General features: G+C 48.2%; 14 protein-coding genes and 1 other RNA gene. 9 read left to right on the top strand and 6 right to left on the bottom strand.

The window, feature by feature from the left end:
* Window positions 1-289 precede the first annotated feature (289 nt).
* Window positions 290-1,267, top strand: a complete 978-nt coding sequence (gene epmA / locus Q1A40_RS07735; RefSeq protein WP_299998983.1) for an elongation factor P--(R)-beta-lysine ligase — start codon at window positions 290-292, stop codon at window positions 1,265-1,267.
* A gap of 352 nt (window positions 1,268-1,619) precedes the next feature.
* Complete coding sequence (locus Q1A40_RS07730) at window positions 1,620-2,249, top strand: LysE family translocator (RefSeq protein ID WP_299998981.1); 630 nt, start codon at window positions 1,620-1,622, stop codon at window positions 2,247-2,249.
* Window positions 2,250-2,308: 59 nt separating this feature from the next.
* Here Q1A40_RS07730 and yjgA read toward each other — a convergent pair whose 3' ends face one another.
* The gene (gene yjgA, locus Q1A40_RS07725; RefSeq protein WP_299998978.1) at window positions 2,309-2,857 is read right to left on the bottom strand and encodes a ribosome biogenesis factor YjgA; all 549 of its coding nucleotides are present in this window, start codon (window positions 2,855-2,857) and stop codon (window positions 2,309-2,311) included.
* A 99-nt stretch (window positions 2,858-2,956) separates the two neighbouring features.
* Here yjgA and pmbA point away from each other — a divergent pair, with 99 nt between their 5' ends.
* Together pmbA and cybC are read left to right on the top strand one after the other, a co-directional pair.
* Window positions 2,957-4,309 carry a metalloprotease PmbA gene (gene pmbA, locus Q1A40_RS07720; RefSeq protein WP_299999240.1) on the top strand — a complete coding sequence of 451 codons (1,353 nt, stop codon included), beginning with the start codon at window positions 2,957-2,959 and terminating at the stop codon, window positions 4,307-4,309.
* A 61-nt stretch (window positions 4,310-4,370) separates the two neighbouring features.
* A complete protein-coding gene (gene cybC / locus Q1A40_RS07715) occupies window positions 4,371-4,760 on the top strand; it encodes a cytochrome b562 (protein WP_299998977.1) in 390 nt (129 codons plus the stop codon).
* A gap of 65 nt (window positions 4,761-4,825) precedes the next feature.
* Here cybC and dolP read toward each other — a convergent pair whose 3' ends face one another.
* The 4 genes from dolP to Q1A40_RS07695 form a co-directional block, all read right to left on the bottom strand.
* Window positions 4,826-5,401 carry a division/outer membrane stress-associated lipid-binding lipoprotein gene (gene dolP, locus Q1A40_RS07710; protein WP_299998974.1) on the bottom strand — a complete coding sequence of 192 codons (576 nt, stop codon included), beginning with the start codon at window positions 5,399-5,401 and terminating at the stop codon, window positions 4,826-4,828.
* Window positions 5,402-5,487: 86 nt separating this feature from the next.
* Window positions 5,488-6,078: a DnaA initiator-associating protein DiaA gene (gene diaA, locus Q1A40_RS07705; protein WP_211992824.1), complete on the bottom strand. Its 591-nt coding sequence runs from the start codon at window positions 6,076-6,078 to the stop codon at window positions 5,488-5,490.
* Window positions 6,079-6,096: 18 nt separating this feature from the next.
* Window positions 6,097-6,492, bottom strand: a complete 396-nt coding sequence (locus Q1A40_RS07700; protein WP_299999238.1) for a YraN family protein — start codon at window positions 6,490-6,492, stop codon at window positions 6,097-6,099.
* Complete coding sequence (locus Q1A40_RS07695; RefSeq protein WP_299998971.1) at window positions 6,450-8,423, bottom strand: penicillin-binding protein activator; 1,974 nt, start codon at window positions 8,421-8,423, stop codon at window positions 6,450-6,452. Before Q1A40_RS07695 ends, Q1A40_RS07700 begins: the two co-directional genes overlap by 43 nt.
* A 62-nt stretch (window positions 8,424-8,485) precedes the next feature.
* Here Q1A40_RS07695 and rsmI point away from each other — a divergent pair, with 62 nt between their 5' ends.
* The 4 genes from rsmI to Q1A40_RS07675 all read left to right on the top strand — a co-directional run bounded on the left by rsmI (window position 8,486) and on the right by Q1A40_RS07675 (window position 11,576).
* A complete protein-coding gene (rsmI, locus tag Q1A40_RS07690; RefSeq protein ID WP_299998970.1) occupies window positions 8,486-9,352 on the top strand; it encodes a 16S rRNA (cytidine(1402)-2'-O)-methyltransferase in 867 nt (288 codons plus the stop codon).
* Between the two features lie 104 nt (window positions 9,353-9,456).
* An RNA gene (gene rnpB, locus Q1A40_RS07685) (RNase P RNA component class A) lies at window positions 9,457-9,837 on the top strand.
* A gap of 269 nt (window positions 9,838-10,106) precedes the next feature.
* Complete coding sequence (locus Q1A40_RS07680) at window positions 10,107-10,529, top strand: NUDIX hydrolase (RefSeq protein ID WP_299998969.1); 423 nt, start codon at window positions 10,107-10,109, stop codon at window positions 10,527-10,529.
* A 66-nt stretch (window positions 10,530-10,595) separates the two neighbouring features.
* A complete protein-coding gene (locus Q1A40_RS07675) occupies window positions 10,596-11,576 on the top strand; it encodes an alpha/beta fold hydrolase (RefSeq protein ID WP_299998968.1) in 981 nt (326 codons plus the stop codon).
* Window positions 11,577-11,628: 52 nt separating this feature from the next.
* Here Q1A40_RS07675 and Q1A40_RS07670 read toward each other — a convergent pair whose 3' ends face one another.
* Complete coding sequence (locus tag Q1A40_RS07670; protein WP_299998967.1) at window positions 11,629-12,297, bottom strand: nucleoside-diphosphate sugar epimerase; 669 nt, start codon at window positions 12,295-12,297, stop codon at window positions 11,629-11,631.
* Between the two features lie 148 nt (window positions 12,298-12,445).
* Between Q1A40_RS07670 and Q1A40_RS07665 the strand changes: the two genes are divergently transcribed.
* Window positions 12,446-13,066: a LysE family translocator gene (locus tag Q1A40_RS07665; protein ID WP_299998966.1), complete on the top strand. Its 621-nt coding sequence runs from the start codon at window positions 12,446-12,448 to the stop codon at window positions 13,064-13,066.
* Window positions 13,067-13,120: the final 54 nt, after the last annotated feature.

The following is a 13,120-nucleotide window of genomic DNA, read 5'->3' as shown; positions in this document are numbered from 1 at the left end:
AAAGCGATATGCACTAAAGATAGTTCACCGCAGAGAGTGCTGCTGTTGCGAAAAGATTCCTGACCTTATTTGGGAGGCAGTATAGACGCGTAAATAGTATGGAATTTTGATGTATTCGATTTTTTTGTCGTTCTGTGGCGTGACGCATATCTGATCTTAACAACAGAAGATTAAAAAGGTGTTTTTCCATAATATGCAGGCCTGACTGATAAAAATAATACGCATAATTTGTCTCTGTTCTGGGATACAGGTAGACTTTTCGGCCTTGTTGATTGACGGAGATTTACCCATGAGCGAAACGGCCTCCTGGCAGCCAAGTGCATCCATTCCTAACTTATTAAAACGCGCAGCGATTCTGGCTGAAATTCGACGTTTTTTTGCCGATCGTTGCGTGTTGGAAGTGGAGACGCCTTGCATGAGTCAGGCGACGGTAACCGATATTCATCTGGTACCGTTTGAAACGCGTTTCGTCGGACCTGGGCATTCCGGGGGATTAAATCTCTATTTGATGACCAGCCCTGAATACCATATGAAACGTTTGCTGGCCGCAGGTTGTGGTCCTGTGTTTCAGCTCTGCCGTAGTTTCCGTAATGAAGAAATGGGGCGCCATCATAATCCTGAGTTCACCATGCTGGAGTGGTACCGACCACACTACGATATGTATCGTCTGATCAATGAAGTGGATGATTTGCTGCAGCAGGTTCTTGATTGTGAGCCGGCCGAAAATCTTTCCTACCAGCAAGCTTTTCAGCGTCACCTGGAAATAGATCCTCTGTCCGCTGATAAAGCGACATTACGCGCAGCTGCAGCGAAACTCGACTTGAGCAATATGGCTGATGAAGAAGAGGACAGAGATACCTTATTACAGATGTTGTTCACCTTTGGTGTGGAGCCGATGATCGGTAAAGATAAGCCGGTTGTTATTTATCATTTCCCGGCGACTCAGGCTTCATTGGCGCAAATTAGCTGCGAAGATCATCGTGTTGCTGAACGCTTTGAGGTTTATTTTAAAGGTATTGAGCTGGCCAATGGTTTCCATGAGCTGACCGATGCCGGTGAACAGCGCCAGCGTTTTGAGCAGGATAATCGTAAGCGTGTTGCTCGTGGGCTATCGGAACAACCGATCGATAACCTATTGTTGGATGCGCTAGAGGCTGGTCTGCCAGACTGCTCTGGCGTTGCCTTGGGTGTTGACCGCTTGGTGATGCTGGCGCTGGGCGCTGATAGTTTGGCTGATGTACTGGCGTTTACCGTGGATCGTGCTTAAGTCCATTATTGCCAAGTCTGGAAAAATCACTGCTAATGTTGAACGTTATACCGCTTAATGATGAAAAATCTGCGCTTTTCGCGCAGGTAGATAGATTATATGAAGACGCTTTTCCTTTACACGAAAAGCGAAGCCATAGGTTGCCAGAAAAACCATTATCTGCATTCTCATCCTACGTATCATGAAGATATTGCCGACCATTAGCTGATTGTTCTGAGTTATCCTCACCCGATAAACTCATAGCAGTATCCGCTTTTTTTTGAATAACTTACGTCATGAAGTAATGGCTGATAGTAATAATACTTAATCGGGTTACCGGAGTTGTACCCGTGCTGTTTTTAAAGGAACACTTATGGATATCAGTACTCTTTTTCTTTACATTGTTGCAGTTAGCGCAGTGATGGTAACGCCAGGACCTTCAATGTTATTGGCATTGAATAATGGTGCAACCTACGGAATGCGCATTGCCGGTTACGGATTTATGGGGGCTGTGCTGGCAGACCTACTGTTGATTGCTGCCGTGGGATGCGGGTTAGGGGCATTACTTCAGGCTTCCGAGCAACTTTTTAGCCTGGTGAAATGGGGCGGTGCCCTGTATCTGATTTATCTGGCCTGCATTTTATGGCGAGCACCGGCTCAGGCATTACATGTCAGTAATAATGCGGCTTTCACTACCGGTAGAACGGCATTTTTACGTTCTCTGATGGTTGGGCTATCTAATCCGAAAGGTTTGTTATTTTTCTCAGCTTTTTTACCGCAATTTATTCGTCCACAAGAACCCATTCTGAGCCAGTATCTGATTCTGGCCGCTGTTAGCGCAATGATTGATTGTCTGATGATGACGATTTATGCCTATGGTGGCCGTCATGCTATGCGTCGCTTTTCAGCCCAAGTGATGCGTGGGGTGAATCGTAGTTGCGCCGGTATGCTGGCTATCCTGGCCGTAGGCGTGGCGCTTTATCGCCGGAGTAATGTGACGTAAGTGAAGAGAACAGAAAGACTCAACAGTATGCGATTAAGTCTTTCTGTTGTTGACAGAAATCAGTCCTGGCTTTCCGCCAGTTCACGCAGATAAGAGAAAATCTGACGATATGACTTAGGCGGTTTATTGGCCGCTTTTTCTTTCTGTGCGTTGCGAATCAGCACACGCAGTTGTTGGCGGTCAGCCTCAGGATAAAGTCTCAATACTTCACTGATCGCTTCATCCCCTTCTTCAACCAAGCGGTCGCGCAGGGCTTCGAGTTTATGGAACAGAGAAACTTGCTGATTATGGCGATTCTTCAATTTATCGAGAGCCTGACGAATAGGCTCAACGTCACGGGAACGCATCATTTTACCGATCAGCTGTAGCTGACGGCGGCGTCCTTCTTTTTTAATTCTCTGGGCAAGTTCAATGGCGGCACGGAGATCATCATCCAGCGGCATTTTATCCAGTGCGTTTTTACCAAGTTCAACTAATTCGGCACCCAGGCGTTTAAGCTCTTCGGCATCGCGTTTAATTTCACTTTTGCTGACCCAGATAATCTCATCATCATCTTCGTCTTCGTTATCGGGCACGTCATCGAGCCAGTCTTCGGGCTGTTTGGTCATATCAGGCTCCTTAAAAAGTTGACGCGAATATTACCAGTAAAGGCTCCAGACTGCGAAATTGTTCTGATCCTGTTAGACTGGAAGTATTCACCTTACACGATGGCAATCGCGATGAAAGTAAACACGCAAGTAGCACAACAACGTCAAACCTTAGAGCAGGCGGTTTCTTTAGCACTGGAGTTAGCAGCAAAGCATTCAGACGGTGCAGAAGTTGCGGTCAGTAAAACCACAGGAATAGGGGTCAGCACCCGCTACGGTGAAGTAGAGAATGTTGAATTCAATAGCGATGGTGCACTAGGCATCACTGTTTACCATGAAAATCGTAAAGGTAGCGCCTCTTCTACCGATCTGAGCCATGATGCTATTGCGCGTACGGTACAGGCCGCGCTGGATATTGCGCGTTATACCTCACAAGACCCTTGTGCAGGCGTGGCGGATAAAGAGTTACTGGCCTTTGATGCGCCGGATTTAGACCTGTTCCATCCCACAGAAATTGATGCTGAGCGTGCTATTGAATTAGCTTCCCGGGCTGAAAATGCCTCTTTGAATGTGGATAAACGTATCACTAACACCGAAGGTGGTAGTTTTAATAGTCACTATGGCGTTAAGGTTTTCGGTAACAGCCACGGAATGCTGCAAAGCTATTGTTCTACCCGCCACTCGCTTTCTAGCTGTGTAATCGCAGAAGCAAATGGAGATATGGAACGTGATTACGCTTATACCATTGGCCGCGCCATAGAGGATCTGAAAAGTCCTGAATGGGTAGGTGAAGAATGTGCGCGTCGTACGCTTTCTCGCCTTGCTCCACGTAAGCTCGCTACCATGAAAGCCCCGGTTATATTTGCCTCTGAAGTGGCAACCGGTTTATTTGGTCATCTGGTCGGTGCGATTGCCGGAGGCTCTGTTTATCGTAAATCCACTTTCTTACTGGACGCATTAGGCCAACAAATATTCCCGGACTGGCTGACTATTGAAGAGCACCCGCATTTACTGAAAGGTCTTGCCTCAACGCCTTTCGACAGTGAAGGTGTACGGACTGAACGCCGTGACATCATCAAAGAGGGGATTCTTCAGCAATGGCTGTTAACCAGTTATTCTGCCCGTAAACTGGGTCTGAAAAGCACCGGCCATGCAGGCGGTATCCATAACTGGCGTATCGCGGGTCGTGGCCTCGACTTTGATGGTATGCTCAAGCAAATGGGCACAGGACTGGTGGTTACGGAGCTAATGGGACAGGGCGTCAGTGGTATGACGGGTGACTATTCACGTGGCGCTGCAGGCTTCTGGGTTGAAAATGGTGAAATTCAGTATCCGGTCAGTGAAATCACCATTGCCGGCAACCTTAAGGATATGTGGCGTGAAATTGTAACGGTTGGTAACGATATTGAAACACGTAGCAATATACAGTGTGGTTCTGTTCTGTTGCCTGAAATGAAAATTGCCGGGCAGTAGAAATTTGTGTGGCGTGAGAGATTGCGCCAGTTTTTGAATAAAAAAATAATAGGTGAGCAAATTGCGTAAACACTTGATTGCAATGTTAACAATGTCAACCCTCCTCCTGAGCAGTGTTTCAGCCCTGGCAAATGATGTCGCTGAAGACATGGATGTTCTGGCTCAAAACTACGGTACAGTACTCAAAGCTACAGATGCAGCCCCTCTGAAAAAAGCGTTAACCAATATGCGTGAAGCGGCAATGGATGCCAAAAAAGGCGTACCACCTAAGCTTGAAAAAGAGTCTGCAGACAGCGAAGCGATGAAAGATTATCAGCATGGATTTGATATTCTTATCGCGCAGATTGATGAGGCGATGAAACTGGCTGACGCAGGTAAAGTCGACGAGGCGAAAGCTGTGGCGGAAGAGTTTAAAGCAACACGTAACGAATACCACAAAAAGTATCGTTAATCCGCTGGCTGACGTAACAGGCAGTGGTGATTCTGCCTGTTACGCCTTCGTTCTTGTTGTGTGCGTTATTTTATAAAAGTAAATGCCGTGGTGACGTGCTTCACACCACTGACCCGACTGGCAGTCTCTGCCGCCGCTTTTCCTTCCCGCTCAGTAACCAGACCCAGTAAGAAAACTTCACCATTTTCGGTCGTGACTTTGACACTTGTGGATTTAACTTGATCGCTTGCCAGCAATTGTGAACGGATCTTAGTGGTTATCCAAGTATCACTGGACGCTGTACCTAAGCCAATTTTTGGCCCGTTACGAACTTCGTTGTAGACTTCAGTTGCGCCATCAACACCCATAGCAATTTGTTTGGCGCGAGCAGACACTTCAGAATTAGGGGCCTGACCTGTCAGCAGCACTTTCCCCTGATAGGCCGTTACGTTGATACGTGCCTCTTTTTTGATTTGCTCATCTTTATTGAGCGCATTGCTCACACGTAGTTCTAATGTTCCATCGTCAACCTGGGTACCTACAGTACGCGGGTCGGTTGCTGTTTTGGTTGCTACAGCGGTAGTACCGACGAGCACTGCACCAACACAGCCCTGAAGTAACAATGCAGAGACAAGCACTGCGATGGGCGTAATAACCTTCATATTGATTCCTTCTTTTGAAAGAGGTGTCATCTCTCAGGTCCGTCAGACAACATCGCAGGTCATTTTTCATCACCTTCAGGATAAAATTATCCGTCCTGATGAGGAAACAGCGTGTTATCGATAAGATCACATAAGCAGTTTACAGTCAGCATGTGCATTTCCTGAATACGCGTGCTGTGGTGGGAAGGAATGCGGATTTCTACATCCTGCGGCCCCAGCAAGCCGGCGAGTTCACCGCCATCGTAGCCTGTTAAGGCAATGATGGTCATATCCCGTGTGACAGCTGCTTCCACTGCTTTGACAATATCACGGCTGTTGCCGCGGGTAGAGATGGCTAACAGAATATCACCAGCCTGGCCAAGCGCACGAACCTGCTTGGCATACACTTCCTGATGCAGGCGATCGTTAGCAATCGCTGTTAAGACCACTGTATCCGCATTAAGTGCAATAGCAGGTAAACCGGGACGCTCTGTTTCAAAGCGATTAATCATACTGGCCGCAAAATGCTGAGCATTCGCGGCAGATGTACCATTGCCGCAGCACAGGATCTTATTACCGTTCAGCAAAGACTGAACCAGAGTGATAGCTGCCCGAGAGATAGCATCTGGTAAGGCTTCTGCTGCTGCTATCTGAGTTTGAATGCTTTCCGTGAAGCAGGCTTTGATTCTTTCAAGCACGTTGATTTACCTGGTTTTTTAGATTTCAGTGGCAAACGCGTTGGTTAGCCACTCTATTTCATTGCCGGTGAACGCTACCACATCAAAACGGCAATCTACAGTCTCAAAGCTTTCACCTGCTCCATTCAGCCATACACTGGCAGTATGAAGCAGGCGTTTTTGCTTTCGGCTCGTGACACTCGCAGCAGCACTGCCGAAAGCATCATTACGGCGAAAACGGACTTCGACAAACACGATAACTTGGTGATGTCGCATAATAAGGTCTATTTCACCGCCACGAACATACACATTCGCGGCGATAAACTGCAACCCACGTGACTCAAGGTAGCGACGCGCTTTTATTTCATAGCCTGCGCCGCGCTCTTGAGTATTCACGGTACCGGAACAACCTGACCTTGGCTGAATTGTAGCCAGTTCAGCTTTCTGTTAACGACACAATCTGTCGTAGTACTTAATTGGCCGGTATTACCGTTGAGTGCAAAACCAGGATTCTGACGCAATTCAGCAAAATGGTTGGCGAGAGACCAGGCATCAACGCCCATAGCATACAAGCGCGCCAGGGAATAATCGTTATTCACGCTATTCAACGCTTGCTGCATCAGCTGTGGGTTACCGCCAGAGAGAAGCGGAATTTCACTGTACTGCAGGCCTTCCATTTCAAAGCGGTAATCCGGGCCGCTGATACCTTGTGCGCTACGGGAGCTTGCATATAACTGAGTGCTACTGCGGCTTCCGGTGCGCATCGTGATCAGTGGTTTAATCAGCGCCATTTCATCTGATGAAGCGACAATATAAACCGCATCTACATTTCCACCGCTGCTGGCTATCTGAGGTTCAACAGGTACTGTTGGGATAGTCAGGTAGCCAATAGTGACTGATTCAGGAGGATTATTCGCAGTGATAACGGGAGTACCGGTTAAAGCAATGCCGGAACCACCATTAATACTACGTTTTAAATCACTTACAGAACCTAAACGTTGTTGCAGTACGGTGCCACCGCCCAGACTTTGCCATTCACTGGTAAAGGCTTTAGCGACTCGCTCACCCAATGGGTTAGAGGGAACCAGTAATAATGGGCTACGCTGATTTTGCTGCCAGATATGATGGGCAGCGTCGCGGGCTTCATCTTCAGGAGAAAGAGCAAAATAACAAATGTTTGGATGATTCTGCGCGGTTTCTGGCTCATTGAGCGCCAGAATATTCAGTGAGCTGTTCACACCAGGCAAGGCATCGACATCATTTTTTAGCAATGGACCGACGACAACCGTTGCACCATCAATCTGGGCCTGAGCCAGTATCTGGTCGACAGGCTGGCTACTGGTATCGTAGATCTTAATTTCTGCATTTGGGTTAGCTGGCGCAGAGGAAAGCGCCGATGGCTGAGGTTGTTCAACCATCGAAGGAATGATGTCGGCAAGATAAGATAAATCAGCGGTTGCCTGGCTGTCGCTGGTTTGCGGAACGTTCACGGGCTGTGAACCTTGGGTTCTCGCTGCCTCAAAGCCTTGCTGAATACTGCGACCGAATACCCCTGCCTGACCATTCAGTGGGAGTAGTAAGGCAATTTTTCCGACTGAAGCGTTACCGACATTCATATTCTGAAGGTTGATCAGCTGGGTTGGTAAAAGTTTTGCTCCTGGATTATTCGGATAACGTATCTGCCACTCTTGAATACCGGTTTTTAGTTTATCCAAATCTGTGCGATTGTTGGTCCAGATTTGCTGAAGTTCCAGCCAGCCTTGCAAAGTATTCTCGTCAGCGTTAATCACCAGACTATTCATTTGCTCAGGGGTCATGGATGATACCGCTTGCCAGGTAGCGTCAATATTTTCCTGCTTGTTGTCATTGCTTAATAGCTGTTCTTGGGCAATATAAGCACGCAGCAGGGCCAGCGATGGCTGTCCTGCGCTGGCTGCAATCACCGCGCTATAGTAAGCCTGCTGCTGGTTGGTATCCAGACGAGTGGCATCAATATTATTGAGTAGTGCAATTGCAGCGGCATAATCCTGCTGGGCAGTTTTAATTTGCGCCATCAGTAATGACTGCTCCAGTTGCTGAGCATTATTAAGCTTTTCCGGGAGCTGGTTATAAATATTGATAGCCTGCTCAGTTTGCCCTTCTTGTAACAGTGCACGAATGGCGAGTAATTGCCATTGGGTCTTGTTATCATCTGAGCTCTGCTCTATCTGTTGCAGATACCAGGCTGAATTAGCAGTACCATTGGCTGGCGGCAGCTCTTGGGGTGGAACGGATGTCTGTAAAGTACACCCGGCAAAAAACAGCGCAGCGAGTAAAACAGGTAAACTGCGTCCGGCTTTTGATAGTTTTAAGGTTGAGAGTCGCATTCAATATCCAGTGGTTTTTTAATCTCAGTGTTCAATATTAAAACGGCAATACGGATGAAACAATGAAACAACACGAAACGGCTGCGATTTTAGCGAAAACGCTCTATATCGTCCCGACACCGATTGGCAATCTCGGCGACATCACACAGCGGGCCCTCTCGGTGTTACAGAGTGTTGATCTGATTGCCGCAGAGGATACGCGTCATACTGGCCTTTTATTACAGCATTTTGCAATAAATGCGCGCTTATTCGCGCTTCATGACCATAATGAGCAACAAAAAGCCGAAACTTTACTGGCAAAGCTACAGGAAGGGCAAAGTATTGCTCTGGTATCGGATGCCGGAACGCCGTTAATTAACGATCCGGGTTATCATCTGGTTCGTACCTGCCGTGAAGCTGGCATTCGCGTTGTGCCTCTGCCTGGTCCTTGTGCTGCGATTGCTGCATTGAGTGCAGCAGGGCTTCCATCAGACCGTTTCTGCTATGAAGGTTTTTTACCAGCCAAAACCAAAGGTCGCTGTGACGCACTCAAAGCGATTGAACAAGAAACCCGTACCCTGATTTTTTACGAATCTACTCACCGTTTACTGGATAGTCTTGAAGATATTTGCAGCGTGCTGGGTGAATCGCGCTATGTGGTACTGGCGCGTGAACTGACCAAAACCTGGGAGTCGATTCATGGTGCACCGGTCGGGGAACTTCTGGCCTGGGTGAAAGAAGATGAAAACCGTCGCAAAGGGGAAATGGTCCTGATTGTTGAAGGTTTCAAAGTGCAAAGTGATGATGCACTTCCGGCCGATGCTCTTCGCACGCTGGCATTATTGCAAACGGAGTTACCGCTGAAAAAAGCGGCGGCACTAACGGCAGAAATTCATGGCGTGAAGAAGAACGCGTTATATAAATACGCTTTGGATCAGGCAGACAAGTAAGTATCACGTTTTTTCGCCCTGTTTTGTTCAGGGAGTAAACAACAGAGACAGGGAAATGGGTGTGCTGCGTGACACTGGAGGGGAAACCCACTATACTTCGCCGCGAAGCTGACCAGGCAGTCGCCGCTTCGTCGTCGTCCTCCTTCGGGGGGAGACAGGCGGAGGGGAGGAAAGTCCGGGCTCCATAGGGCAGGGTGCCAGGTAACGCCTGGGGGGCGCAAGCCTACGACCAGTGCAACAGAGAGCAAACCGCCGATGGCCCGCGCAAGCGGGATCAGGTAAGGGTGAAAGGGTGCGGTAAGAGCGCACCGCGCGTCTGGCAACAGTTCGCGGCACGGTAAACTCCACCCGGAGCAAGGCCAAATAGGGGTTCATAAGGTACGGCCCGTACTGAACCCGGGTAGGCTGCTTGAGCCAGTGAGCGATTGCTGGCCTAGATGAATGACTGTCCACGACAGAACCCGGCTTAACGGTCAGCTTCAACTCATTCAAAAACAATACGTTGGTGTGTCCCGGTGCTTTGAAGGCTAACTGTGACACAGACTGTGATACAAACGAGACGCACCAACGGCTGTTCCATTCCGCATATACTCAAACGTGGCAACCGTTACAGCCTCCATTTCAGATTACAATATATTTCTTACGCTGGCGCTTGTATCAGTAAGAGTTATGTTCCGTTCTTTGAGCAGGATCGCAATACACGTTGATATCCTCATGTAGATTTTCTCTCTTTTTTGCCGAGGAAACTTTAATCATGAGTAAGATAAGAGCTAAATCCGTCTGTCTTTTTCGCCATAATGGGCGAATTCTGCTGGCAGAAGGATACGATCCGGTCAAAAAAATACACTTCTTGTTGCCTGTTGGTGGTGGCGTTGATTTTGGTGAGACTTCAGTTGCTGCGGCAATTCGCGAGGTGGAAGAAGAGATTGGCGCTGAAGCTGTAGAATTAAAATTGTTAGGCGTATCCGAGAATATTTTCGATTTCAACGGCAAGCCAGGGCACGAAATCGTCTTTGTCTATGAAGGCCGTTTTGCTGATGAGTCGTTTTATCAGAAAGAGATTGTGCACGGTGTTGAGTCCAATGGCGTACCGATTGTGATGCGCTGGATTGAACAAGCCACGGTACTTAGTGATGTGCTACCGGTGTTCCCTGATGGTATTAAAGATATGCTGTAGTCGTGTTATCGATCTAGATAATATCAATCGGCTTACGCTGCGCTTGATCTTACAGGAATATTATCGGTGAAAACGATAGCCTCTGTTGCTCTTTTAAGTGCATGCTCATCAGTGAGTCAGACGTCAGTAAAGGCGACATTTTCCGAAATTTTTCTCGAGGCCCCTGGGCCAAAAGGCCCTTTGAAAGGCACGTTACTCACTCCAGATTTAACACCCGACGGAGTTGTTCTTATTATTCCTGGCTCCGGGCCTACCGACAGGGATGGAAATAATCCGTTGGGTGTGAAGGCATCCGCGTACCGCCTTCTTGCTAAAGGCCTGGCTGCAAAAGGCTTTGCAACGCTTCGTATCGATAAACGTGGAATGTTTGCCAGTGCAATGGCGGTCCAGGATGCTAATGCAGTGACGATTGCAGACTATGTTGACGACATCCGGGCCTGGATAAAGGTGCTCAGGCGTGAGATGCCAGCCTCCTGTATTTGGCTTGCAGGGCACAGTGAGGGCGGTGTTGTCGCCCTTGCTTCGGCTCCAGAAGAGGAGGTGTGCGGAGTTGTTCTTATCGCAACGCCAGGAAGGCCAATGGGAGAGGTTTTGAGGGAACAATTTAAAGCTAACCCGGCAAACGCTGCGTTATTAAAAGAAGCATTACCGATAATTGATGCTCTGGAGCATCGGCGACGAATCGATACAACAAATATACATCCGGCCCTACAGAGTCTCTTTCATTCTTCCGTTCAGGGATTTTTGATTGATGCATTTTCATACGATCCTCGCCAGCTTATTTCGACCCTTTCTAAACCCGTGCTGGTGCTACAAGGGCAACGCGATCTTCAGGTGACAGAAGACGATGCGAGACAGCTTAAAGCCGCCAATCCTCAAGCATCCCTGATGGTATTTCCTGATATGAACCATGTGATGAAAGAGGTGACTTCGGACCTCCAGGACAATATCGCATCATATGCGGAACCTGCGCTTCCCCTGGCTCCAGGTTTAATTGACTCGATTGCGCATTTTCTTATCCGGAACTCACCCTTTTGCGCAAAATAACCGTTTTTTGGTTTTCAGTACATTTCCTGGCTGTTAGCCGTAAGGCGAGGCTTTAGTTTTTTCCCTGCCTGATTAACTGCTCAGAAGTGAGAACCACAATCCCTTCTGCGGTGGTGACATTTTTCACCAATGCGCGGGCAACGGCTTGAGGTTTGACGGGTTTGTAGGCTCCGGGAAGAACAGGGGAGAGCAGTTTAGCCAGAGGGATCGAAATCATTTCTACCAAGCGAATGGGTTGCCCAAGCCCACGGCGATAATCAAGTAGCAGAGAAGGCTGTGCAATGACCAGGGTCGTGAGGGGGAGTTCTTTGAGCGCCTCTTCCAGTTCCCCTTTAACCCGGGGATAAAGCAGGGATGATTTTATATTTGCCCCGCCAGCGCTGACCAGGCCTATACGACTGACTCCTGCTGATATTGCCGCCTGTGCAACGGCTAAACTGGCCTTAAAATCCACGGCACGGAACGCCTCTTTACTGCCTGCGACTTTTATTGTCGTACCCAGCGCAAGGTAGAGATCATCAGCAGGGGGAAGTGGTGGTAATGATGTAAAATCGACCAGGTGGACTTGAAGTTTCTGGTGGCTGACTCCGAGTGGCCTGCGGCTCAGGGCATGAATACAGGTCACTTCCGGATCATTGAGCAGGAGCTGTAATATCTGTCCGCCTACGAGGCCTGTGGCGCCTGCAATCAGTACAACGCGATTCTGTTCGGGGGGCGTCATGATGGCCTCCTTTAATCAGGTGATGGCTAGTAAAAACACTCTAATCGCTACGGTCCTCATTTGTCGCTATTTAGTCTGGATCCCATGCTGAAAATAGCTTGATTGGGTAAAAGCAAGTGAGTAGCATCTGCTCTTTCGGATCAAGAAAATGTCTATTACCGATTCACTTCTCGCTTTTTCCTTCGCAGCACTCTTACTGACTCTTACGCCTGGCCTTGATACCGCACTTATTCTGCGAACGAGCTGTGCTGAAGGCGGTAAAAAGGCTTTTCAGGCGGCACTTGGAATTGATACTGGCTGTTTTATATGGGGAACGTTTGTCGCGTTCGGGCTGGGGGCTCTGCTGGCCGTTTCAGAGCTTGCTTATACGATACTTAAAATCTGTGGTGCGGCGTATCTGTGCTGGCTGGGTATACAGTTGCTGATGCGACCCAGATCCTCTTTCAGTTATAACGATAGCACAACCTCTTCACACGAGAACTGGTTTGTCAGAGGAATGCTTGGAAATGTATTGAATCCTAAAATGGGGATTTTCTATGTCTCTTTTTTACCTCAGTTTATACCTGTCGGGCACTCTCCCTTTGTATGGACATTTATACTGGTCAGTATTCATGTCACGATCGGTACGATATGGTCAGCCACGCTTATTTTAGTCACGCATTTTGCCTCCGTGATATTAAAAAAAGGCAGCGTAATCCGCTTTATGGACAGAGCAACAGGGGGGCTATTTTTATGCTTTGCGGCTAAACTGGCTTTTAGCACGAAATAGCCTTACGGCCACAGACTTTTAACAGTGCGTCTTGTTTCCTTGTGATTAAACGAG

Source organism: uncultured Cedecea sp., assembly GCF_947498825.1.
Classification (GTDB): Bacteria; Pseudomonadota; Gammaproteobacteria; order Enterobacterales; family Enterobacteriaceae; genus JGM124.
The sequence above is the reverse complement of the archived record's forward strand: the minus strand, read 5'-3'. Positions and strand labels throughout refer to the sequence as shown.

Coding starts and splice junctions, on each gene's coding strand:
- Q1A40_RS07670 (WP_299998967.1), bottom strand. CDS start 12,297: ATGACGCCCCCCGAACAGAATCGCGTTGTACTGATTGCAGGCGCCACA.
- rsmI (WP_299998970.1), top strand. CDS start 8,486: ATGAAACAACACGAAACGGCTGCGATTTTAGCGAAAACGCTCTATATC.
- pmbA (WP_299999240.1), top strand. CDS start 2,957: ATGGCAATCGCGATGAAAGTAAACACGCAAGTAGCACAACAACGTCAA.
- epmA (WP_299998983.1), top strand. CDS start 290: ATGAGCGAAACGGCCTCCTGGCAGCCAAGTGCATCCATTCCTAACTTA.
- dolP (WP_299998974.1), bottom strand. CDS start 5,401: ATGAAGGTTATTACGCCCATCGCAGTGCTTGTCTCTGCATTGTTACTT.
- yjgA (WP_299998978.1), bottom strand. CDS start 2,857: ATGACCAAACAGCCCGAAGACTGGCTCGATGACGTGCCCGATAACGAA.
- Q1A40_RS07695 (WP_299998971.1), bottom strand. CDS start 8,423: ATGCGACTCTCAACCTTAAAACTATCAAAAGCCGGACGCAGTTTACCT.
- Q1A40_RS07665 (WP_299998966.1), top strand. CDS start 12,446: ATGTCTATTACCGATTCACTTCTCGCTTTTTCCTTCGCAGCACTCTTA.
- Q1A40_RS07680 (WP_299998969.1), top strand. CDS start 10,107: ATGAGTAAGATAAGAGCTAAATCCGTCTGTCTTTTTCGCCATAATGGG.
- Q1A40_RS07730 (WP_299998981.1), top strand. CDS start 1,620: ATGGATATCAGTACTCTTTTTCTTTACATTGTTGCAGTTAGCGCAGTG.